Source organism: Christiangramia oceanisediminis (assembly GCF_022570735.2).
Classification (GTDB): domain Bacteria; phylum Bacteroidota; class Bacteroidia; order Flavobacteriales; family Flavobacteriaceae; genus Christiangramia; species Christiangramia oceanisediminis.
In genome coordinates, this window is the sequence record NZ_JANCNS010000001.1 from 1,471,950 (window position 1) to 1,496,950 (window position 25,001).

Sequence of the window (25,001 nt, forward strand, 5' to 3'; positions counted from 1 at the left end):
TACCTTTATCTTTATTTTCTTCCCCCCGTGCCCTAAGTTATTTTGCCCTTTGGCAAAAAGCCATTTATATTTTCAGTGATCCTCTATTGGGATTATTGTGGCGAAGCCCTGACCTTAAATCTCAAACTTTCGAAATTATATTGATTCGTTGCGTAAAATCTGGTGAACGAATAACTAACAAAAGTTTGATTCTTCTTAGCAGGTAAGACTAGGTAATCATGAAAAAGAAATTTTATGGGATGGTTTGTACTGTACACTAAGCCTAAATCTGAAATTAAAGTAGCCGATTCCTTAAGGGATGCGAATTTTGAGGTTTTTTGTCCTACGACTACGGTAGTCCGGCAATGGAGTGACCGAAGGAAGAGGCTTGAAGTACCTTTATTTACCTCTTATGTTTTCATCCGAATAAAAAATTCAGAAAGGTCAAAGGTCTTTGGATTTCCCGGGGTGATCCGGTATTTGTTCTGGTTGGGAAAACCAGCCATTGCAAGGGATGAAGAGATTGACCTTATCAAGGCCTGGCTGAACGATGACAGGATCGAGAATATTGAAGTAAGAAATATATGTCCTGGTGACCGGGTAAGAATTAAATCTGGTCCGTTTAAAGAGCGGGTAGGAATGGTCCAGGAATTGGGTTCAAAAAGAATAAGATTGGTGCTTCAGGAATTGGGGGTAACCGTGAACCTTCGACTCAACGAATTAAGTTTGCAGACCTAAGCGTTATGACTCATTTCATAGGATTCAATACGTAGTTTCCCTTGGTTTTGGGACATAATTTTACAAATATTGGTTCTACTCCACAGTCACCTTTATCATGTGTTTACCAAAATAGAGGTCTTATGAAGTTGCTTTATCTTGATAGTTCAATTTCCCGGCTGGCAGACCCTAAAGGTGAAGTACTTAAGGCTATAAAAATGGAGTTGGGTTACAGGGAAGAGGTGCAGGAGGTATTTTCCCCGGAAATGGCCGATGCAATAATCATTCAGGAACGATCTTCTTTTAAGAATTTCAGGTATAGAAGTGAATTGCTTGCAGATCCGGTTATTTCAGAATTTCCTCATAAGGTCTTTACCTTGAATTCTGAAGACAGTGCAACCGGACTATTGAAAGGCTTGTACACAAGCTTGCCCAGGGAAAGGTTTAATAGTACTGAAAATGCTATCGTACCATTTATGCAATTTCCTAACGAGTATGTATTTGAGAGGTTAGATGAGGTGCCTGGAGCAAAATACCTGGCCTCCTGGAGAGGTAATGTAAAGTCTAATAAATTAAGGCGGAAACTCCTTGAACTTTACCAGGATGATAATAGATTTTTGCTGGAAACCACAAATAGTTGGCTAAACCATAGTGAAAGCGAAAAAAGGGCCTATGTACGGCTTATACTCCAATCTAAATTTTCACTCTGCCCGGCAGGTTGGGCACCTGTTAGTTTCAGGATATATGAAAGTATGGCTTTAGGTAGGTGTCCGGTTATCATAGCAGATAGTTACGTTCCTCCTGCCGGACCTGAATGGGAAAAATTCAGTCTATTCTTTCCGGAAAGAAAAATTAATCGCCTGGCTTCCTTTTTAAAGGAAAATGAATACAGGGCTGAAGACTTAGGTAAAAAGGCTTTTGAGGCCTGGGAAAAGTATTTTAATTCCGATTGTATAACTAAGTATTATGCAGACGCTGTTCTTGCTTTAATTAAATCGAATTCAGAATTGTCCAGGGCCAGGGAAATAGAACGTTGGAACTCGCTTAAACTTCAATGGGAAAATGGCTGGACTATTCCACAGAGGGCGCTTAACAAAATAAGAAACCTCAAGGCATTTTTCTGAACTTTCCTACTGAACTTATTCTCAATGATGATACAAAATCAATTTAGTGATCTCTGTCTGGAAACATTATGATCTTACAAAATTTAACCTGTGGATCCGGTTAATAGGTATAACCGGATTAACACAAGTGCTGGTTCAGTTCCTGGGGTTTATAAGTGGCGTTCTTGTTATCCGGCTGCTTCCAGTTGAAGAATATGCCCTGTATACTCTGGCTAATACGATGTTGGCGACAATGGTATTACTGGCTGATGGCGGAATTTCTACAGGGGTGCTATCTCAGGGTGGAAAAGTTTGGAAAGATGAGATAGAGCTTGGAAAAGTTCTTAGCACCGGGATCTACTTGAAGAAAAGATTCGCTTACTTAAGTATAATAGTTGCCTTCCCGATATTAATTTACTTATTGCTCAGGCATGATGCCTCATGGTTAACGGCTATTTTAGTCGCATTAGCAATCATTCCCGCATTCTATGCTCAATTTTCAGATTCGCTACTCACAATAGTTCCAAAACTGCATCAAAATATTGGGGATTTACAAAAGAACCAGGCTGTAGTAAGTTTCGGGAGATTAATTTTAACTACCTTATTTCTTTTTATTTTTCCCTTTACTTTTCTCGCCTTACTTGCTAGTGGTATTCCACGTATTTATGGGAACAGGCGGTTAATGAAGATTTCAGCCATAAATGTTGACACTAGCCAGCAAAAAGATCCGGTTTATACAAAAAGGATCATAAGTACCGTAAAAAGGCTTCTACCCGGCATAATATATTATTGTATTTCCGGCCAGATCACCATATGGTTGCTGTCCTTTTTCGGGAGCACAACCTCAATAGCCCAAATAGGTGCTCTCGGGAGACTCGCCGTGGTACTGTCACTATTAAATTACCTTACAGGAACCTTATTAATACCCAGGTTTGCCAGGAAGGAAAATAAAAGGGAGGCGCTTTTAGTGCTTTTTTTAAAAATAATGTTAGTGACGATATTTTTCTTAACCGGAATAGTGCTGATAGTTAATTTTTTTCCCGATCAGATTTTATGGATTCTTGGCGATGAATATACCGGTTTGCAAAAGGAACTTACACTTATAATTATGGGAAGTGCTCTAAATATTGTAGCGGGGGTTGCCTATTCGCTTAATGCGAGCAGGGACTGGATTTTGAATCCGTTGATATCTATAAGCTTAAGCGTACTTTCAATCATTGTAGGGATAATTATATTCGATGTTTCAATCCTTAAAGGTGTGCTTTACCTGAACATCTTTTTGGCCATTTTTCAAATCTTAATATACGGGAGCTACTCCGCCTATAAATTGATGAAATAATGAATTCTGTCATTTGTACCTTATCGGAAGGGAGTTATCATTTTGGGGTAGCGGCCTTGATTAATTCCTTGAATACTCATGGTTTTAAAGGTGAAATTTATATTGGGTACCGGGGAGAATTACCGGAATGGGCAAAAAATTCTGAAACTATTTCCAGTAAATCAAGGTCACTCACCATACGCATCACTCAGGGTTTTTCTGCAGTTTTTATGCCTCTCGAAACAGATTCTCATTTCGCGTTTTATAAGCCTGATTTTATTTTAAAAATTTTTGTTGAAAGACCGGAAATTGATGCTGTTTTCTATTTCGACCCTGATATAGTCATAAAGTGCCACTGGAAAAATTTTGATAGCTGGGCACAGCATGGAGTGGCTTTAGTTCATGAGATTGTAGCGAATGATATGCCTGGAACTCACCCTAAACGGGCAGAGTGGAATAAGGTTATCAAAAAAGCAAACAAAGAGCCCGTAAGATACATAAGTTCTTATTTGAACTCCGGTTTTTGTGGTGTTACCAGAGAATATTTAGAATTTGTGAGGATATGGAAACATATTATTGAAATTGGCCGAATTCATTATGGTTTAAATGTTCGTAAATTGATGTCTAGAGATATGACAGATGTTTTTGCGATAGGCGACCAGGATGCATTTAATATGGCTGCGATGTGCGCTGATGTGCCAATTAGCGAAGTAGGTCCGGAAGGCATGGATTTTTTATATGGCGGGATCTATATGTCTCATGCTGCTGGTAAAACCAAACCATGGATAAAGTCATATATATATGAAAGTTTAAGGGGAAATCCCCCTTCCCTCGCAGATAAAAATTATTGGATCAATGTCCAGCACCCCTTAAAATTATATAGTAAATCAGAAGTACTATATAAAAATCTTGTTCTTAAAACTGCATCATTTGTAGGTCGTTTTTACAGGAGGTATTAGTTTTTCTACTCTTAAATCCTTCAAAAAAATACAACTCAACCTCCTAGAAAATTTAGACCTGGCCTTAGGTTCAAAATATAAAAACCATTTACAGATAGGATGAAAATAGATTATGTAACCATAGGAAACGCCTCTGATATTCATAATTGGTCAGGTTTGGAATATAATATTGCCCAAACCCTGGGCAATCACGTGGGCCAGGTTAATTATATAGGTAATCTTAAAATCAAAGACTCCTTTTATTCTTTCAATAAAAGGTTACTTTATCGATTATTTGGCAACAGGATAGTTTGGGCTCGGGAACCTTCTTTTGCACAACAGTGTGCCAATCAGGTAAAATCCCGAATACAAGCAGATACCGATATTGTTTTCTCTCCAGGAACCGTTGCCACAGCGTTATTAGAAACAAATAAACCAAAAGTTATTTATACTGATATTTGCTTCGCTACCTATTCCAGTACTTATTATTCTGATGTTAGTAATTTAACGATTCGAAACGGGAATTACCTGGAAAAAAAAGCGCTTGATTCGGCTTCCCTTTCCTTGTTCTCATCTGAGTACGGTGCTAGAACTGCTATAGATTATTATAACCTGAACCCGGAAAAAGTAAAGGTAGTACCATTTGGTGCTAATATTAATCATAATTTATCAAGAGATGTCATAAAGGAGAAGGTGCTTCAGAGAAGATATCATGAATGTCATTTAATATTTATCGGAGTTCAATGGGAAAGAAAAGGAGGAGATCTTGCCGTCAAAATAGCTGAGAAACTCAACAAAATGGGGTTGCGTACTATTTTACATATTGTTGGTATTAAGAAAATTCCTTTGAAAGAAATACCCTGGTTCATCGAGGATCACGGCTTCATAAGTAAAGCCGATCTGAATGGCGAGAAAAAATTAATAGAATTAATCAGCTCCTGCCATTTCCTACTTTTACCTACCAGGGTAGAAGCTTATGGATTGGTGTTTTGCGAGGCAAATTCCTTAGGATTACCGGCTGTTACTACCAATGTTGGAGGTATTACTACTATAATCAAAGATGATATTAACGGGAAGATGTTTTCTTTAGAACAAGAAGATAAGGACTACGCCGATTATATATTTTCAGTTTTCAATGATAGAAATAAATATGTGCAAATGGCCCTTTCTTCTTATGATGAATATGAAGAAAGACTGAACTGGAATGTCGCCGGGAAAAAGATTGCATGTTTACTTCAGGCTCTATAATATCATTTAGCTAATAATTTTGATTAAAATCGTCTTCCTTTGCGGTTGTCTCGAGCCTGGAAAAAATGGTGTGGGAGACTATGTAATAAGCCTCGCAGATGGCCTTATACAAAATAAAGTTCCAGTTGCTATTCTTGCATTAAACGATCACTATGTTAAGGAGATTACCTCTCAGGTCATAAATAAGGGGAAAAGTGAGATCAATACATTGAGGATCAATCATAGCCTTGATTCAAAGAGAAGAAAAAAAATCGCAAAGGAGTGGATCGCCAAGCTGGATCCGGAATGGTTGAGTCTTCAATTTGTTCCTTACTCGTTTAATAAGAAAGGAATTCCAGTTTTTCTTGGAAACATGCTGAAGAATATAGGTACTGGACGAAAATGGCATATCATGCTTCATGAGATATGGCTTGGTGAGGCCAGGTCAGATCCTTTCAAAAGAAAATTAATAGGTCTGTTACAAAAATACCTTACCAGGAATATGATCCTGGCCATAAAGCCGGCGAACATTTTTACAAGCAATAAATTCTATCAGGATTCATTGAATAAAGTTGGAATTAAAGCCCAGATCGTTCCGATATTTAGTAATATTCCAATGCATGCTAAGGCCTTTGCTCATCTGCTTCCAGAGAAGATTCTGCAGGAAAGATCTGATTACCTCATCGCTACCTTCTTTGGTAACATGGTTTTTTCAGAAGAAGTAACCGATCAGGTTTTTAAGCTTAGGCAACTGGTCGAGCTAGAAGGAAAGAAACTTATTCTTACGCATATTGGTAAGAATGGGCAGGCTGTAGAATATCTTAAATATTGGAATGCAAGGTTTGGAATTGAGACTTATTGCTTAGGGGAATTTTCAGAAGAGGAGATTTCGGCATACATGCAAAAGATAGATCTGGGCCTGAGTACTTACCCAAAGATCCTTTTGGAAAAAAGTGGAAGTATTGCAGCTATGTGTTCTAATGGTTTACCCGTTCTTTTATTGAGGAAAAGTTTTGTGAAGGATAACAGGAAATTTGACTGGATCGAGGAGTTAGATGAAATTTCAGGGCTATCAGAATTTATGTTAAATGCCAGGCCATTGGAGTCTCATGTTGGAATTAATTCGGCTATAGATCAGTATTTAAGCTCATTCCATAGTAAAGAAGAAAAACTTGCCTTATGAAAATTGGAGTTTTAGTAACTAATTATAATACCTGGGCCTTAACTTCTCAATGTATTGAAAATACCTTGAAATTTGCTGATGAAGCTATAGATCAGGTACTAATAATCGATGATTGTTCTACTGAAAAATTTGAAAATAAATTCGATCAGGTCGAGTTAATTCGAAACTCTGAAAATATAGGCCTGATAAAATCACTTAATAAGGGACTTAAAGAAATAAAAACCGACCTGATCCTAATTCTTGATTCTGACGCCTGGCCACTTGAAAACTATGTAAAAAAAATAAAGGAGTATTTCTCAAATAATCCGGAAATAGGAATTGCGACATTTGAAACCCTAAATGCCAAGGGGAAACCATCCCCCTCATACGTAGCCGAGCCAAGCGTTTTAAGCCTTTTGCTGGGGCAGCAATTATACAGCCTGTACCTGAAAAAGATACTAAAAAACCCCAGGGAGATCAATGTTTTTACCTGTGCAATGGTCATTCGCAGAGAGGTCTTGAATGAAATAGGGGTGTTCGATGAAAAATATGATTGGTTGGAGCTTGACCATGACATATGTATGAGAGCAAGCAGGAAAGGTTGGAAAATTGGTGTGATGCCTATAAGGGCATTTCATCAGGGAAGTGGTACACCACAAAGGATTGGTCAAAGGGTAGTTAGATTCTACAAAAACAGGTGGTATTTGCTGCGTAAATTTAGAAAAGTAAAACAGGAGCATTTAACGATCTTCTTCATTTGTTTGCGGCTTGGATTGGAGTATATAATTGTTTGGACAATTGGGTCGCTTTATTACAGGGATATTGATACTATAAGGGAAAAAGCTTATAGTAGGAGAGTGATGATCAAATACTTTTTACTCGGCGAATGGAAAATGGGCAAACTGAATTGAAAAGGTGAAAAAAAATCCTATTCACAGGCTTAATAGATCTTTTAAAAACGAATATTTCCTTCAACTAATCAGGTAAAACTTAATTAGCAGAATATGGTCCAGGATGATAGAATTCTAAAGAATTTGAAGTTGTGGGTTTGGATCTACTTCTTTTTGCTGATTTTTGAGGGCGCACTTCGAAAATGGATCCTGCCCCAATTATCTGAACCTATTCTGATAATAAGAGATCCAGTTGCAATTTTCATCATTTATAAAGCCATAAAAGAAGGCTACTGGAAACCAGGTCCATTGATAAGTATTATTGTTTTCGTTACGATTTTATCTACCATCCTGGCACTTATCATCGGGCACGGAAACATTTTTGTTGCTCTGTATGGCTTTAGGATAACGGGTATTCATTTTCCCTTGATTTTTGCAATTGGTAAAATCCTGGAATGGGAAGATGTGGTTAAAATAGGAAAGGTAACCCTATGGTTGACAATTGGAATGACGATTTTGGTGGGTCTCCAGTTCTTCAGTCCGCAATCAGCCTGGGTCAATAGAGGAATTGGTGGGGATCTTGCTGGTTCTGGTTTTTCAGGAGCAGCCGGTTTCTATAGAGTTCCGGGTACTTTTTCCTTTACAAATGGACTCTCTTTTTTTTACGGACTTGCATCTGCCTTCATCATATATTTTTGGATGAACGGAAAGAAGGATATATCTAAAATCCTTTTAACCTCGGCGACGATCGCCTTATTAGCAGCAATTCCTTTGAGTATTAGCCGGAGTGTACTGTTTCACCTCGCTGTAACCTTGGTTTTTTGCATTGCAATCTCCAGGAATAATCCTGCTGTTATTACAAGAATAATTACGATTGGGGTTTTTGGGATGATTTTATTGGTGGTTCTGAATAATTTTGAATTCTTTAGAACAGCCACCGGAGCTTTTTCGGAAAGGTTTACAAATGCTAATAGGTCTGAAGGAGGAGTTGAAGGCGTATTTATTGACAGATTCCTGGGAGGAATGTATAATGCCATTACAGATGATTCTTTTGCATTCTGGGGGAACGGTCTTGGAATGGGAACTAATGCAGGGGCCAAAATTATGACTGGTAAAAGAGAATTCTTGCTTGCAGAGGGTGAATGGGGTCGTATTATTGGAGAAATGGGTTTAATTCTTGGCCTGCTTATTATTTTAATTAGAGGCGGAGTTGTTTTACAATTGATTGTAGAATCCTGGAGATCGGTAAAGAAAAGCAATATCCTTCCGTGGTTATTAATGAGTTTTGGGATGTTTATTATTTTACAGGGTCAATGGGCCCAACCCACAGCCTTAGGTTTTAGTGTCCTTGCCGGCGGCCTTATAATCGCTTCGACGAAACAGGCTTCCTATTAAATAATCCGATTCCCGGAATACCAGATTTTTAAATTTTACCCCCATCAATTGAATCATATAGATTCAGGCATTCTTTAAAAGTTATTCGGTTCTCTATTATAGCCAGTGGCTATCTTCCAATTGCCTCAGACGCAGGGGGGCTTCCTGGGGCGATTGGTTGAGCCGAATAATGAAATGCCAGGTTTCTTATAAATTCTAATTCTTATGCATATCGTCATTTTTGTACATCCCGGTTTCCAGAAATCTCAAAGTATGCCCAGATATGCAAACTTACTTATCGAGGGAATGAGAAATAGAAAACATGAAGTTGAAGTATGGACAGCCAAAAGTTACTTTTACAAGCTACCATCCCCGGCCTTCATAAAAAAATGGTTAGGTTATCTAGACCAGTTCGTGATTTTTCCAATTCAGGTCAAGTTAAAGCTACTTAGAAAAGACTTCAATACTTTGTTTGTTTTTACAGACCAGGCATTGGGACCCTGGATGCCATTGGTCTCAAAAAGGCCATTTGTAGTGCATTGCCATGATTTTCTTGCACAGCGATCAGCTCTTGATCAGATCCATGAAAACAGGGTAAAACTATCAGGAAAAATTTATCAAAGACTAATCAGGAAAGGATACCGAAAGGCGAAGTATTTTATTTCCATATCTATGAAAACAAGGGATGACTTGCACCTGTTCCTGGGCAATAAAAATCCGGAGATATCAAGAGTGGTGTATAACGGACTGAATCAGGATTTTAAACCAGGGAATACAGAAATTGTGCGCCAAAACCTGTCCAAAAGGTTTAATCTTGATCTTAACCAGGGATTTATTTTGCATGTAGGGGGAAATCAATTCTATAAAAACCGCAAGGGAGTGCTTAAAATTTACGATACCTGGAGTGATTATTCAGCCAGGGAGTTGCCATTGCTAATGATAGGATCTGAGCCAGATATGGAATTGCTAGCATTGAGAGAAAAGAGTTCTTATAGATCATCCATTCATTTTCTTACGAATGTTTCAGATGAAAACTTAAGACTCGCGTACCAGGGAGCTTCGGTTTTTTTATACCCGTCTATTGCAGAGGGTTTTGGCTGGCCAATTGCTGAAGCCATGGCTAGCGGGTGTCCGGTAATTACCACTGGCGAACCTCCAATGAATGAGGTTGGAGGAGAGTTTGGCATCTATATACCTAAGATGCCACAAAACGAAGAAGATATGGAGTCCTGGGTTAGGTATTCGGCCAATGTTCTAAATGAATTTATCGAATTAGAGCCAGTCGAAAAAAATAAACTTAAACGTTCCGGCATTCAGCACGCAAGACGCTTCGACAGGGAACTGGCCCTGGAAAAGATTGAACAGGTTTATAAGGAAGTCTATCAGCTCAACGAAGTATGAATTATTTAAGAATTATAGCAACCATGGATCCAAAAAGCGGTGGTCCATGCCAGGGAATCAGGAATAGTGTGCCTGTGCAAAAAAAGGCCGGAATTGAAAATGAGGTGCTTTGTTTTGATGATCCGAATGCTGAATTTTTAAAACAAAGCGATCTGCTAATCCATGCCCTGGGCCCGGCGATAGGGCCTTACGCTTTTTCGAAAGGATTAAAGCCCTGGCTTGAGGAAAATTTGAAACGATTTGATGTTGCAATAATTCACGGGTTGTGGTTGTATAACAGCTATGGGACGTTTAAAGTTTGGAATGCCCTGAAAAAAAGAAATAAGAAAGTACCCGAGCTTTTTGTTATGCCTCATGGGATGCTGGATCCTTATTTTCAAAAAGCCAGGTCAAGAAAACTGAAAGCCATTAGGAACTGGTTTTTCTGGAATATAATTGAAAAACAAGTGGTGAACGGTGCCAGTGGTTTGTTATTCACCTGTGAAAGAGAACTGGAACTGGCAAGGGAAACATTTAATCACTATAAGCCAAAAAAGGAATTGAACGTAGGATATGGAATTCCTCAACCTCCGGATTTCGATAAAAAAGTCAGTAAGGTTTTCTACAGAAAATGTGCAGGTTTATCCAGAAAACCTTTCTGGTTATTCCTTAGCAGAATTCATCCTAAGAAGGGGGTAGACATCCTCGTAGAAGCTTATACCAGATTGAAGGCTGAAAATTTTGAAGTACCAGAACTGGTGATCGCCGGTCCTGGTCTGGATACCAAATTCGGCTTTAAAATTCGTGAAATGGGTAAAAAGCAAGGAATATATTTCCCAGGTATGCTCACTGGTTTTGAAAAATGGTCGGCTTTTCATTTATGCGAAATCTTTATTTTGCCCAGTCACCAGGAAAATTTTGGAATCGCCATAGTAGAAGCTATGGCATGTAAAAAGCCGGTGCTAATCACCGATAAGGTAAATATCTGGAAAGAAATTAGTACTGAAAATGCGGGTTATATTTCAAAAGATAATAAACAGGGAGTCTATGAAATGCTTAAAAACTGGTACCACATGAAATTGGCTGAAAAGGCCGAAATAAGTTCGAACGCATTCAAATTGTATTTGAACAAATTTTGTGTTGAAAAGACAGCCAGGAATATGGTTCATCAAATTGAAAATGGTGAAAAGATCGAAACGGAACCATTTACCCGGTTTTTGAGAATGGATGCCTAGGTTAAGAACAGGAATGAGCTCGAAATATTCAAACTATAAAGTTTCAGTAATTATACCTGCTTTTAATGCAGAGAAATACATAATAAGGTGTCTGGAAAGTGTGACCAGGCAAACCTATAGGAATATCGAGATCATTATTTTAAACGATGGTAGTACTGATGCCACACAATCATTGGTTGAAGAATTTTCTGAATTTGACGATAGGATAATTTGCATTAACAAGCAAAATTCAGGAACCTATGCTACACGTAGGCTGGGATTTTCAAAAGCTTCCGGTGCCTATATTTTGAATGTTGATTCAGATGATTTTCTTGAAAAAAATGCCCTGGAAAATTTAATGGCTAAAATGGTTTCTACCAAAGCGAATTTGGTTGTAGGGAACCACAACCAAATAATCAGGGGTAGGAAGAGATTAGTGGTAAATGAATTACCCGCCACACATACGAAAACCGAGTTGTTAAGAAGCCTTCTTAAAAATGAAATAAAGGGCTACATCTGGGGAAAATTATATAAAAAGGAATTACTGCTGGATCTGGATTACAGGGTTGATAATACACTTCAGGAAGACTTTTTGGCCAATCTTCATGTATTCTTAACGAAAAATGTCAAGATCGCTCAGGTGGATGTTCCGGTTTATAATTATCTGGTTCATCCTCATAGTGCTAATTCTTCTAAGAATAGAAATTTTATTGAAAATGTCATTCAGTTTAATGAGATCGTCGAAGATCTTTTGAAAACATATAATTATCTGGATCCATTAGCCAAAGAGTTCAAATTATATAAATGCAGAAATTGGGTAGTATATGCCAGGATGGGCGGTAGTCTTGCGAAAAACAGGAGGTTCATCGAAGAATTCTATCTGGAAAACTACACTTCATTCGCTAAGGCTAATTTGGCTGCCTACCAGAATCTTGAAATGCTGGTATACAAACACAATTATTCTGCGGGTAGATTATTGACTCGTTCGTTAAAAAAGATTCAGGAGATCATTTACTAAATATGGAAAGGCTAAGTGTAGAAACAGTAAGTTTTAGTATTGGAAACAAAATCCTAAGGGTTTTGTGGAAAATCTCCTGTTTTATATTGATCAGGCCTTTCTCATTAAACATTTTTAGGGGATGGAGGTGTTTTGTTCTACGTGTTTTTGGTGCAAATATAGGCAGACAGTCGAATGTGCGTTCAACGGTGAAAATCTGGGCACCCTGGAATCTAAGATTAGGAAGTTTTTCAAGTATAGGTCCTGGGACAGAAATTTATAACCAGGGTGTAATTACTATTGGGGATAGAAGTATTATATCCCAGAAATCTTATTTATGTGCTTCCACGCATGATTTCACACTTAGGAATTTCCCATTAGAAAAAAGGCCTATTCATATTGGTGATCAGGTGTGGATTGCTGCAGATGCCTTCATAGGTCCAGGAGTCGTGGTAGGTGAAGGGGCGGTGGTAGGAGCCCGTTCTGCTGTTTTTAAAAATGTTGAACCATGGACAGTGGTTGGCGGCAATCCGGCAAATTTTCTAAAAGATAGAAAACTCAGGGTGAATGGATCGGTAAAGCCTGGAATGATTATTAAAAAATCTACACCGACCAAACCTGTTTAATTTATAAATCCCCAGAAAAATCAAACTAATAGTGAATTAAGATGGTATCTGTTATTATTCTTACAAAGAACGAAGAATATGATCTGGGCAGATGTCTCGATTCTTTGAAATGGACAGACGATGTTCATGTTCTGGATTCAGGGAGTGAGGACCGCACCATCGAAATAGCCCGGTTATATGGTGCCCAGGTAGCCTGCCATCCATTCGAAAGCTTTGGAAAGCAAAGAAATTACGCGCTTCAAAATCTGAATTTAAAATATGAGTGGATCCTCTTTCTGGATGCAGATGAGGTGGTCACCACAGCATTCAAGAAGGAAGTTTTAAGATCCATTACAAAGGCCAGTGAAAATATTGCAGGTTTTTATTGCTGCTGGAAGATGATGCTGGAAGGTCAATGGCTGAAATATTGCGATAATTATCCAAAATGGCAATTCCGATTATTAAGAAAGGGAAGGGCTTTTTTTATCGATTTTGGTCACGGCCAGAAAGAAGGTGAGATAGATGGTGAATTGGGTTATATTAAAGAACCCTACCTGCATTACAGCTTTTCCAAAGGCTGGACAGAATGGCTGAATAGGCACAACAGATATTCCACCCTGGAAGCGAAAGCCAGATTGAATAGTTGCCCTCCGTTTCGAAATATTTTCAGGAAAAATTCCAGTATAAGGAATCCTGCACTAAAATCCTGGCTTATTAGAGTTCCAGGATGGCCCCTGCTCCGGTTTATTCATGCCTACTTTTTAAACCTGGGATTCCTAGAAGGTTCACCAGGTTTTATTTACTGCGTTAATATGGCATATCATGAGTTCCTGATATATATTAAAATACGTGAACTAAAGAGAAAAAATATCACCCAGGAACTTCTCCCAGATCCCGCCCAAACATATAAGTAATCACTGTTCCACTTACAGCTAAAAGCTGATCCAAAAATAAGGCTTCTCCCCATTTATCTTTTTTACAAGAAAAGGGAGGCCCCCCTAACTGATTAATTAACTTTTCTTAATTCTAAAGGTATGTTCGCTAAAACATTCTTTCGTAATCCCCTTATTGCCAAAATTTTATTTTTAATATCCTTAATCGTAGTTAGTTTTGAACTTTCTGGACAAAACTTTTCACAAAATCTGTTGAACTTTAATGGTTTTACAGATGTTAATGCTGGAACATCCTTAATGTATGGTCCTGATGGTCGCTTATATGTTTCGGAGTATACCGGAGATATAAAGATTTATACTATTGAAAGGATAGGTCCCGGAGATTATGTAGTGCAGGCCATTGAGGTTTTGAATGATATAAAACAAATTCAGGATCATAATGACGACGGCTCCTTACATTCCTCCAATTTAAGGGAAACTATAGGTTTAACCGTGACTGGAACGGCCACCAATCCTATTTTTTATGTATCCTCAAGTGATTTTAGAATTGGTGGAGGAGGCAACGGGGAAGATGAAGGCCTGGATACTAACTCCGGAATCATTACCAGGTTTAGCTGGAATGGAACCTCCTGGGATGTAGTGGATATAGTTAGGGGACTACCAAGATCTGAAGAAAATCATGCTACTAATGGCCTTGAATTCGTCACAGTTAACGGGATAGATTATTTAATCGTTGCTCAGGGAGGCCATACCAACGCCGGTGGACCTTCTAATAACTTTGCCTTTACAACGGAATATGCCTTATCTGCAGCTGTACTTTCAATTAACCTTACTCAATTGGAAGCTATGCCTATTCTTAATGATAACGGTAGGAAATATATATATGATCTCCCAACCCTGGACGATCCTACGAGGCCTAACGTGAATGGCATAATCGATCCTGATGCTCCGGGATATGATGGTATAGATGTGAACGATCCGTGGGGAGGGAATGACGGCTTGAATCAGGCAATGATAGTGCCAGGAGGACCTGTGCAGATCTTTTCACCTGGTTATAGAAATGCTTACGATCTGGTTGTGACAGAAAGCGGGGCGGTTTACGTAACCGATAATGGAGCTAATGGAGGATGGGGTGGTTTTCCGGTTAATGAGGGAGGTGGCCTGGCCAATAACGATTATGATCCTAATGAGCCTGGCAGCACATCAAGTTCAGATGGCGAGCAGGTAAATAATAAGGATCATCTCACTTTGGTTACTACAGATATTCAAAACTATCAATTTGGAAGTTTTTATGGCGGACATCCAACTCCGGTCCGTGCAAATCCTACCGGAGCGGGGCTTTATACCAATCCAGCAGTTACAGGAACCACCGGAGCGATCTTTAGAACGCTTATTTATCATCCCACTAAGAATGAACCTGGTTTCACTCAGGATCCTAATACTGGACTGCCTGCTAACTGGCCTCCAGTTTCAGTTGCTAACCCTGTTGAAGGCGATTGGAGAGGGCCTGGAATCAATAATCCTGACGGGCCAGACGACGAAATTATCACTACCTGGGGAACTAATACTAATGCCATTGACGAATATACCGCCTCGAACTTTTCTGGGGCAATGAAAGGAAACTTGCTTGCTGGTGTAAATACAGGTCTTTTAAGAAGAGTGGAGTTAAAAACAGATGGGACTCTTGAAACTCTTACCTCATCCTTTATTTCAGGTCTTGGAGGCAATGCCTTGGGTGTCACTTGTAATAGCGATACAGATATTTTTCCTGGAACTATCTGGGTGGTAACCCTGGACGGTACTTTAACCGTTCTCGAACCCCAGGATTTTAGTATCTGTATTTTACCGGGAGAAGATGGCTACGATCCATCAGGCGATAATGATTTTGATGGATACACTAACCAGGATGAAGAGGATAATGGGACTGATGCCTGTAATGGTGGATCTCAGCCTCAGGATTTCGACAAAGCGGCAGGAGGTCCATTGGTTTCAGATTTGAACGACCTCGATGATGATAATGACGGTATTCCAGATCAGGACGATCCATTTCAATTAGGAGATGTTTCCAAGTCTGGATCGGATGCCTTTGTATTGCCGGTCAAGAATGAATTGTTCTCGAGTAATACCCAGTTGAAAGGCTACCTTGGCCTTGGTTTGACCGGTTTAATGAACAACGGTTCTCCTAATCCTAATTGGTTAAACATGCTGGACAGGCGTGACGACCCAAATGATCCTAATCCAAATGATATTTTAGGTGGCGCAATTGGAGCTATGACCATGCAAATGACCTCCGGCACTGCCTTAGGTATAGAAAATAGCCAGGAAAAAGGATTCCAGTATGGAGTCCAAACCGATGTGAATACAGGTGTATTTACCGTTTCCGGGGGTATATTCAATTTTTCGGCACCACTTCAGCTATATGGAAATACCAGCGCTCCAAACGGGGAATTAGGGTTCTTTATCGGTGATGGTACCCAAAGCAATTATATTAAGTTCATTATTTCTCCCCAGGGTCTAACCGCACAACAGGAAATTAATGATAATCCGCAAACACCGGTTAATCTGGTGCTGGATGTAGCAGAACGCCCTCAATCAGGTGTTGAATTTTATTTTGTGATCGACCCTTCGAGCGGACAGGTCGATCTAAAATATAGTCTTGATAATGGTTTGCGCCAGGATTTGGGAAGTTTAAATGCTGAAGGTGCTATCCTGGAAGCACTGCAACAGAATTCAAAAGATCTTGCAGTTGGCTTTATTGGTACTTCAAATGCTGAAGGAGTGGAATTAGAGGGTACCTGGGATTATCTCAATGTGACTTCCAATCAGCCATCGCTACTTTCAGAACTGCCAGACCTGGAACGAACCGTTCAAAGTGCGGATGAGCTAATTAATTTAAATGATTATTTTACAGATGACCAGGGAGCAGCTAATCTTATCTATACCATTCAGGCTAATACCGACCCTGCAGTAACGGCAACTATTTCTGGAAATAACCTGAGTTTGTCCTATCCTGCAAACTCGACAATAACAACTATTACCATTCGAGCAACCGATGGCGATAACAATTTTGTGGAAGACAGTTTTACCGTGACCGTTGCAGACCCACCCTTAGTACTTTATAGGGTTAATGCAGGAGGCGCTTTGGTAGCATCAATCGATTCGGAAATCGACTGGGCTGAGGATAGCTCTACCTCACCTTCCCCTTACTTATCTGTTGCTGGCACAGGTGGTATTTATACCGGTAATATTGTTAACCTGGCAGAGGGAGTAGATGCAACAACGGTACCGGTAGGTATATTCAGTAAGGAACGATTTGATGGCTCCGCCGGTGCACCTAATCTTACCTATTCTTTTCCAGTGACCCAGCAAGGTAATTATGAAGTAAGATTATATATGGGGAATGCTTGGGATGGCACCTCAGATATTGGTACTCGAGTATTTGATGTTTCCATAGAAAATGTCGTACATCCTGAACTTGATAATATCGATCTCTCCGCCAGATTCGGACATAAAACAGGAGGGGTGATAAGCAAAATAGTGAATATTACAGACGGGTCCATCGATATATCATTTATTCACGGAGTTCAGAATCCATTGATAAATGGCATAGAAATACTTAGTTATTCAGGACCTGTGGAGACACCAATTCTAGTCTCAACTATTCCCGACCAGACTAATTTTATATCTGAAGAACTTGATGGCAGCCTGGCCGTTTCTGCAACAGGTGGAGATGGAAACCTTAATTATTCCATGGAAGGAGCGCCGGAAGGGGTGACAATTGAACCTACTAATGGTCAAATTGGAGGAACTATCGCTGAGGATGCCAATCTTGCCAGCCCCTATACCGTTACTGTTTATGTTAATGATAGTGATGGTACTACCACCGATGAGGTTTCTACCAGCTTTACCTGGACTATAATAGGGAATGAACCAAGCATATTAGTGGAGCTTCCAGATCTTGAAAGAACGGTTCAGAGTGCGGAAGATGTCATCAATTTAAATGATTATTTTACCGACGCCCAGGGATCAGCCAATCTTATCTATACCATAGAAGCAAATTCAGACCCATCCATTGTCGCAGCGATTAATGGAAGTGACCTGGTTCTAAACTATCCATCAGTTCCTGCCGTTTCTACAATAACAATTCGGGCAACCGATGCCGATAATAATTTTATAGAAGATTCCTTTACCGTCAATGTTACAGAGCCACCATTGGTTCTTTATCGGGTAAACGCAGGTGGTTCATTAGTAGCCTCCATAGATTCTGAAATTGACTGGGCTGCCGATAGCTCTATATCACCTTCTCCCTATTTATCCGAACCAGGTACGGGTGGATTATATTCGGGTACCATTGTAAAACTTGATGAAGGAGTAGATGCCACTTCCACTCCACTGAGCTTATTTAATACGGAGCGGTATGATGGCTCTTCAGGTTTACCTAACCTTACCTATACCTTTCCGGTTTCACAGGAAGGGAATTATGAAGTGCGCCTTTATATGGGAAATGGATGGGACGGTACTTCCAATCCCGGTACGCGTGTATTTGACGTATCTATAGAAGGGCAGGTATATCCCGAACTGGATAACATAGATTTGTCCGCAACTTTCGGCCATCAAACGGGAGCTGTAATCTCGAAAATAGTGAATGTTACAGATGGAGCTATCGATATATCTTTTATTCATGGTATTCAAAACCCATTAATCAATGGAATTGAGATTATCAACGCCTCAGATACACCGCTTCCATTAGAAGTTTGGAATATAGCAGATCAACAAAGTTATTTGGGTGAAATCCTAGATGGAAGTCTGCAGGTTTTAGCCTCTGGAGGAGATGGATCCTTAAATTATTCTATACAGGGAGCGCCACCTGGGGTCATTATTGATCCGGGTACAGGGGTGATTTCTGGTACCATATCTCAAACCGCAGATATTTCAAATCCATATGAGGTAAAGATCATTGTCGATGATAGTGATTCAGATCTAACCGATATAGTAGAAAGAACATTTATTTGGACCATTACCGAATCGGCACCAACACTATGGGTGAATAAGAATGAAAATGAGAACTATACAGGCAGGCACGAATGTTCTTTTGTGCAGGCAGGAGATAAATTCTATTTGATTGGAGGCAGGGAAAGTGCTCAAACTGTAGATGTATATGACTATACTACTAACTCGTGGAATTCCCTTGTTGATTCTGCACCTTTTGGTTTCAATCATTACCAGGCTACCGAATATCAGGGCTTGATATGGGTGATAGGCGCTTTTAAAACCAATAACTTCCCCTCAGAACAGCCAGCAGATTATGTTTGGGCTTTTAACCCTGCAACTCAGGATTGGATCCAGGTGGCTGAGATTCCCATTGATAGGCGAAGAGGATCTGCAGGTTTAGTTGTATATAACGACAAATTTTATATTTCGGGAGGGAACACCATTGGTCACGATGGAGGATATGTTTCATGGTTTGATGAATTCGACCCTGCTACAGGTGTCTGGACAACCCTGGCAGATGCTCCGAGAGCAAGAGATCATTTTCATGCGGTAGTCATAGAAAATAATTTGTATTTAGCTGGAGGAAGACTTTCGGGAGGAACTGGAGGCACATTTAAACCGCTTATCCCAGAGGTAGACGTATACAACTTTAGCACTAGTAGCTGGTCAACACTTCCGGCAGATAAAAATATTCCAACTCCGCGTGCAGCTGCCATGGCCGTCAACTTCAATGATAAGATGGTTGTTATTGGGGGAGAAGTAGATAATGAATTGGTTTACGGAGTTGCTACCACAGACGCGCTTAAAATTACCGAAGAATACGACCCGGTAACCGGAAACTGGACTCGCCTGGCTGATATGAATTTTGAGAGACACGGCACTCAGGCCATTGTTTCTGGAGAAGGAATTTTTACCCTTGCAGGTTCTCCTAATAAAGGTGGTGGTAATCAAAAAAATATGGAATACTTCGGAGTTGATGCTCCGGTTGGGTCTCCCAGTGTTGCAAGTGCCTTGTCTGGACCCGAAAACTTTTCACTTTCTGCAGGTTCTCAGGGAGAGATCCAGTTAGAAATAATTAACGGTAACGTAGGCTTGATCATTACGTCTGCCGTGATTTCTGGTCCCAATGCTCATAATTTCGAGATCACAAGCGAAAATATCTCTGGCTCTTTATGGAAGCCTAATTCAACCAATGTAATTAGCCTAACTCATCTTGGAGATCAGGCACTGGAATCGGCCATTTTGACCATTAATTATGGACAAAATGAACAATTAATAATTAATCTGGAAACCATTGAAGGTATTGTTGTTTCATCCATACTGGACCAAACCAATGTTGATGGTGATGTTCTTGACGAAAGTCTTTTTGTTGAAGCCAGTGGTGGAGATGGAGCATTGACCTATTCGATGACCGGGGCTCCTTCGGGCGTGGAAATTGACGCTGCTACCGGGGTGATCAGTGGAACTATTGCTTCCGATGCTTCTATAAATAGTCCGTATACCGTAACAGTAACGGTCGATGATTCCGATCTTCAGGATATTGATGCAGTTGATGTGCAATTTACCTGGACGGTAAATGCTTCGCAGGTTATTTTGGTTACTGATATTGCAGACCAGACCAGCATTGATGGAGATATCCTGGACGGAAATCTCCAGGTCGAAGCCAGTGGTGGAGATGGAGTATTGACCTATTCGATGACCGGGGCTCCTTCGGGCGTTGTAATTGATGCTGCTACCGGGGTGATCAGTGGAACTGTTGCTTCCGATGCTTCTTTGAATAGTCCGTATACCGTAACAGTAACAGTCGATGATTCCGATCTTCAGGATACAGACGCAATTGATGTGCAATTTACCTGGACGGTAAATGCTTCGCAGGTTATCCAGGTCACAAAGGTTTTGGACCAGACGAATATCGAAGGCGATGTTCTTGACGGAAGTCTTTTTGTTGGAGCCAGTGGCGGAGATGGAGCACTGACCTATTCGATGACCGGGGCTCCTTCGGGCGTGGAAATTGACGCTGCTACCGGGGTGATCAGTGGAACTGTTGCTTCCGATGCTTCTTTAAATAGTCCGTATACCGTAACAGTAACGGTCGATGATTCCGATCTTCAGGATACCGATGCAATTGATGTGCAATTTAACTGGACGGTGAATGCTTCGCAGGTTATTTTGGTTACTGATATTTCAGACCTGACCAGCATTGATGGAGATATCCTTGACGGAAATCTCCAGGTTGAGGCCAGTGGTGGAGATGGAGCATTGACCTATTCGATGACCGGGGCTCCTTCGGGTGTAGAGATTGACGCTGCTACCGGGGTGATCAGTGGAACTATTGCTTCCGATGCTTCTTTGAATAGTCCGTATACCGTAACAGTAACGGTCGATGATTCCGATCTTCAGGATACCGATGCAATTGATGTGCAATTTACCTGGACAGTAAATGCTTCGCAGGTTATTTTGGTTACTGATATTGCAGACCAGACCAGCATTGATGGAGATATCCTGGACGGAAATCTCCAGGTCGAAGCCAGTGGTGGAGATGGAGCATTGACCTATTTGATGACCGGGGCTCCTTCGGGCGTTGCAATTAATGCTTCTACCGGGGTGATCAGTGGAACTGTTGCTTCCGATGCTTCTTTGAATAGTCCGTATACCGTAACAGTAACGGTCGATGATTCCGATCTTCAGGATACTGATGCAATTGATGTGCAATTTAACTGGACGGTGAATGCTTCGCAGGTTATTTTGGTTACTGATATTTCAGACCAGACCAGCATTGTTGGAGATATCCTGGACGGGAATCTCCAGGTTGAAGCCAGTGGTGGAGATGGAGCATTGACCTATTCGATGACCGGGGCTCCTTCGGGCGTTTTAATTGACCCTGCTACCGGGGTGATCAGTGGAACTATTGCTTCCGATGCTTCTTTAAATAGTCCGTATACCGTAACAGTAACAGTAGATGATTCCGATCTTCAGGATACTGATGCAATTGATGTGCAATTTACCTGGACGGTAAATCCTCCAAATGTGGCCCCAACTATTGAAATTGTAAATCCAATGGATGGAGCAATTTTTACTGCACCTGCAACTATTTTAATAACTGCAAATGCAACAGATACCGATGGCAGTGTGATCCAGGTGGAGTTCTTTGATGGTGCGAACTCATTAGGAATCGATTTTGATGGCAGCGATGGCTGGAGTTTGAACTGGACGGATGTTCCCACCGGCAATTATGAGCTAACCGCTGTGGCAACTGATGATGATTCGGAAACTACTACTTCTGCAATCGTGGCTATCGCGGTAGAAGCTCCTAATTCGTTGCCTTCGGTTGTGATCACCTCTCCACTTAATAATGAATTATTCACTTCGCCGGCTGATATTTTAATAACTGCAAATGCAACGGATGCCGATGGCAGTGTGATCCAGGTGGAGTTCTTTGAAGGTGCGAACTCATTAGGAATTGATACTGACGGCAGCGATGGCTGGAGTTGGAACTGGACTGATGTTCCCACCGGCAATTATGAGTTAACCGCTGTTGCAACTGATGATGATTCGGAAACTACTACTTCTGCAATCGTGGCTATCGCGGTAGAAGAACCCAATGTGTTGCCTTCGGTTGTGATCACCTCTCCACTTAATAATGAATTATTCACTTCGCCGGCTGATATTTTAATAACTGCAAATGCAACAGATACCGATGGCAGTGTGATCCAGGTGGAGTTCTTTGAAGGTTCGAACTCATTAGGAATCGATACTGACGGTAGCGATGGCTGGAGTTTGAACTGGACGGATGTTCCCACCGGCAATTATGAGCTAACCGCTGTGGCAACTGATGATGATTCGGAAACTACTACTTCTGCAATCGTGGCTATCGCGGTAGAAGCTCCTAATTCGTTGCCTTCGGTTGTGATCACCTCTCCACTTAATAATGAATTATTCACTTCGCCGGCTGATATTTTAATAACTGCAAATGCAACGGATGCCGATGGCAGTGTGATCCAGGTGGAGTTCTTTGAAGGTGCGAACTCATTAGGAACCGATACTGACGGCAGCGATGGCTGGAGTTGGAACTGGACTGATGTTCCCACCGGCAATTATGAGTTAACCGCTGTTGCAACTGATGATGATTCGGAAACTACTACTTCTGCAATCGTGGCTATCGCGGTAGAAGAACCCAATGTGTTGCCTTCGGTTGTGATCACCTCTCCACTTAATAATGAATTATTCACTTCGCCGGCTGATATTTTAATAACTGCAAATGCAACGGATACCGATGGCAGTGTGATCCAGGTGGAGTTCTTTGAAGGTGCGAACTCATTAGGAACCGATACTGACGGCAGCGATGGCTGGAGTTTGAACTGGACTGATGTTCCCACCGGCAATTATGAGTTAACCGCTGTGGCAACTGATGATGATTCGGAAACTACTACTTCTGCAGTTGTGGCGATCACGGTAGAAGAACCCAATGCATTGCCTTTGGTAGCGATTACTTCGCCATTGAATAATGCAGCTTTCACTTCCCCAGCCAATATCCTTATTGCAGCAGATGCAACAGACCCCGATGGATCGGTTATTTCAGTTGAATTTTATGAAGGATCTAACTTCCTGGGCCTTGATACTGATGGCAGCGATGGCTGGAGTTTTGCGTGGAACAATGTGACTTCCAATCCTTATACATTAACTGCCGTTGCAATAGATGATGAAGGGGCAAGTACAACTTCTGCAAGTGTAAATATTACTGTTTCTGAGCCTATTCCGGCCATCACGAGTTTTATTCCTTCGATGGGGCCTGTTGGCAGTTTGGTGAAAATAAATGGAACTAATCTTCAGGGAGTGACCGCGGTTAATTTTGGTCCTTCTGTTTCAGAAATTATTTCAGTCTCAGCGAATGTGATTGAAGTTAGGGTGCCCCCGGTCAATGGAAGGTTGCCCAAAGAGGTGAAAATTTCATTGACATCTCCTGCAGGAAACTATACTTCTTCAAATAAATTTACTATTATTGAAGGAACTCCACCAGCAAACCAGAACCCTGTTGTAAACATTATTTCGCCGGCTACCAATACGGTCTTCACAGCACCAGCAACTATAGATATTATCGCTAATGCTTCAGACTCTGATGGGAGCATCGTCAAGGTTGAATTCTTTGCGGGAACAACCAAATTAGGGGAAGACCTTACTGGACCGTATGAATTTAGCTGGGCAGGCGTTGCTGCAGGGAATTATTCCTTAACTGCAAAGGCTACAGATGACCGAGGGGCCGTGTCAACTTCAGAAGTTATAAATGTCCAGGTGCAAGATCCTGGAGGTAATGTAGCACCGGTTGTAAGTATCACTTCACCGGCTAATAATTCTAGTTTTACTGCTCCGGCCAGTATCAATATTACGGCTTCGGCTTCAGATGCCGATGGAAGTATTACGCAGGTTGAATTCTTCAATGGTTCGGTAAGTCTGGGTGTAGACATGGAAAGTCCATATGGGGTTGCCTGGAACAATATTACTGAGGGAACTTATTTATTAACGGCTATAGCGACCGATGATCTTGGTGCAGTTACAACTTCAGATGTTGTAACGGTTACCATAAATCCCTCGCTTACTATTAATGCACCAACAAATCTTTCGGCCCAGTGGATATCAAATTCTCAGGTGAGTCTTTCATGGCAGGATAATTCACTTGATGAAGATGGATTTGTGTTGGAGCGTTCCTCGAAACTGAATTTCTCTGGAAGGGTGGATCTTATAAGTTTACCAGCCAATACAGTTTCTTATATCGACAATAATCTTAATAGAAATAAAGGAGGAGGGACCTTGTATTATAGAATTCGAGCTGTAAGGGTTAACCAGTACTCAGCTTATTCAAACACGGCTTTGGCAAGCTCCAATTCCAGTACTTCAACTCAGTTAGATTCTGATAGCATGGAATCAAATTTAGCAGTATCACCAAACCCAACTACAGGTGAAGCAACGTTTAAATTCACATTAACCAAAAACAGTCCTTATAATTTAAGTGTTTTTGACGGCAGGGGAGCCTTCTTATTCCTTATCAGTGAAGGTTCAGCAAAGGCCGGAGTAGAGCAAAGTTTTGAAGTAGACCTTAATAACTATCCGGAAGCGACCTATATACTGGTCTTAGAGACCAGTTACAGCACCGAGAGTGTAAAACTACTGGTACGCCGGTAGGGATGTGAAACTTACTCATTGCCTTACATCATTAA

The 25,001-nt window shown here is 40.8% G+C and carries 14 protein-coding genes; all 14 read left to right on the top strand.

Annotation, left to right across the window (positions count from 1 at the left end; all coding sequences use genetic code 11):
- The first annotated feature begins 234 nt into the window (after positions 1–234).
- Entirely contained in the window at positions 235–717 is a 483-nt protein-coding gene (locus MKO06_RS06605) for a UpxY family transcription antiterminator (RefSeq protein WP_241549964.1), read from the top strand.
- 122 nt (positions 718–839) lie between these two features.
- Positions 840–1,820 (top strand): exostosin domain-containing protein, encoded by a 981-nt coding sequence (locus MKO06_RS06610; protein WP_241549966.1) that lies wholly within the window; start codon positions 840–842, stop codon positions 1,818–1,820.
- A 46-nt stretch (positions 1,821–1,866) separates the two neighbouring features.
- A complete protein-coding gene (locus MKO06_RS06615; RefSeq protein WP_241549967.1) occupies positions 1,867–3,138 on the top strand; it encodes a lipopolysaccharide biosynthesis protein in 1,272 nt (423 codons plus the stop codon).
- Positions 3,138–4,076 carry a hypothetical protein gene (locus MKO06_RS06620; RefSeq protein ID WP_241549968.1) on the top strand — a complete coding sequence of 313 codons (939 nt, stop codon included), beginning with the start codon at positions 3,138–3,140 and terminating at the stop codon, positions 4,074–4,076. Before MKO06_RS06615 ends, MKO06_RS06620 begins: the two co-directional genes overlap by 1 nt.
- A 99-nt stretch (positions 4,077–4,175) precedes the next feature.
- A complete protein-coding gene (locus tag MKO06_RS06625) occupies positions 4,176–5,303 on the top strand; it encodes a glycosyltransferase family 4 protein (protein WP_241549969.1) in 1,128 nt (375 codons plus the stop codon).
- A gap of 19 nt (positions 5,304–5,322) precedes the next feature.
- On the top strand, positions 5,323–6,465 hold the full coding sequence (locus MKO06_RS06630) for a hypothetical protein (RefSeq protein WP_241549970.1): 1,143 nt from the start codon (positions 5,323–5,325) through the stop codon (positions 6,463–6,465).
- On the top strand, positions 6,462–7,355 hold the full coding sequence (locus MKO06_RS06635) for a glycosyltransferase family 2 protein (protein ID WP_241549971.1): 894 nt from the start codon (positions 6,462–6,464) through the stop codon (positions 7,353–7,355). Before MKO06_RS06630 ends, MKO06_RS06635 begins: the two co-directional genes overlap by 4 nt.
- Positions 7,356–7,448: 93 nt before the next feature.
- A complete protein-coding gene (locus MKO06_RS06640) occupies positions 7,449–8,729 on the top strand; it encodes a hypothetical protein (RefSeq protein WP_241549972.1) in 1,281 nt (426 codons plus the stop codon).
- Between the two features lie 204 nt (positions 8,730–8,933).
- Complete coding sequence (locus MKO06_RS06645; RefSeq protein ID WP_241549974.1) at positions 8,934–10,109, top strand: glycosyltransferase family 4 protein; 1,176 nt, start codon at positions 8,934–8,936, stop codon at positions 10,107–10,109.
- Positions 10,106–11,323, top strand: coding sequence for a glycosyltransferase (locus MKO06_RS06650; RefSeq protein ID WP_241549975.1), 1,218 nt, complete (start codon positions 10,106–10,108; stop codon positions 11,321–11,323). Before MKO06_RS06645 ends, MKO06_RS06650 begins: the two co-directional genes overlap by 4 nt.
- 13 nt (positions 11,324–11,336) lie before the next feature.
- Positions 11,337–12,320 carry a glycosyltransferase family 2 protein gene (locus MKO06_RS06655; RefSeq protein WP_241549977.1) on the top strand — a complete coding sequence of 328 codons (984 nt, stop codon included), beginning with the start codon at positions 11,337–11,339 and terminating at the stop codon, positions 12,318–12,320.
- Positions 12,321–12,322: 2 nt separating this feature from the next.
- Positions 12,323–12,925, top strand: a complete 603-nt coding sequence (locus MKO06_RS06660) for an LbetaH domain-containing protein (RefSeq protein WP_241549979.1) — start codon at positions 12,323–12,325, stop codon at positions 12,923–12,925.
- 41 nt (positions 12,926–12,966) lie between these two features.
- Positions 12,967–13,818 (top strand): glycosyltransferase family 2 protein, encoded by an 852-nt coding sequence (locus MKO06_RS06665; protein WP_241549981.1) that lies wholly within the window; start codon positions 12,967–12,969, stop codon positions 13,816–13,818.
- A gap of 120 nt (positions 13,819–13,938) precedes the next feature.
- Positions 13,939–24,966, top strand: coding sequence for an Ig-like domain-containing protein (locus tag MKO06_RS06670; RefSeq protein ID WP_241549986.1), 11,028 nt, complete (start codon positions 13,939–13,941; stop codon positions 24,964–24,966).
- Positions 24,967–25,001 lie beyond the last annotated feature (35 nt).

Coding starts and splice junctions, on each gene's coding strand:
- MKO06_RS06635 (WP_241549971.1), top strand. CDS start 6,462: ATGAAAATTGGAGTTTTAGTAACTAATTATAATACCTGGGCCTTAACT.
- MKO06_RS06605 (WP_241549964.1), top strand. CDS start 235: ATGGGATGGTTTGTACTGTACACTAAGCCTAAATCTGAAATTAAAGTA.
- MKO06_RS06645 (WP_241549974.1), top strand. CDS start 8,934: ATGCATATCGTCATTTTTGTACATCCCGGTTTCCAGAAATCTCAAAGT.
- MKO06_RS06650 (WP_241549975.1), top strand. CDS start 10,106: ATGAATTATTTAAGAATTATAGCAACCATGGATCCAAAAAGCGGTGGT.
- MKO06_RS06625 (WP_241549969.1), top strand. CDS start 4,176: ATGAAAATAGATTATGTAACCATAGGAAACGCCTCTGATATTCATAAT.
- MKO06_RS06670 (WP_241549986.1), top strand. CDS start 13,939: ATGTTCGCTAAAACATTCTTTCGTAATCCCCTTATTGCCAAAATTTTA.
- MKO06_RS06660 (WP_241549979.1), top strand. CDS start 12,323: ATGGAAAGGCTAAGTGTAGAAACAGTAAGTTTTAGTATTGGAAACAAA.
- MKO06_RS06640 (WP_241549972.1), top strand. CDS start 7,449: ATGGTCCAGGATGATAGAATTCTAAAGAATTTGAAGTTGTGGGTTTGG.
- MKO06_RS06665 (WP_241549981.1), top strand. CDS start 12,967: ATGGTATCTGTTATTATTCTTACAAAGAACGAAGAATATGATCTGGGC.
- MKO06_RS06610 (WP_241549966.1), top strand. CDS start 840: ATGAAGTTGCTTTATCTTGATAGTTCAATTTCCCGGCTGGCAGACCCT.
- MKO06_RS06655 (WP_241549977.1), top strand. CDS start 11,337: ATGAGCTCGAAATATTCAAACTATAAAGTTTCAGTAATTATACCTGCT.
- MKO06_RS06620 (WP_241549968.1), top strand. CDS start 3,138: ATGAATTCTGTCATTTGTACCTTATCGGAAGGGAGTTATCATTTTGGG.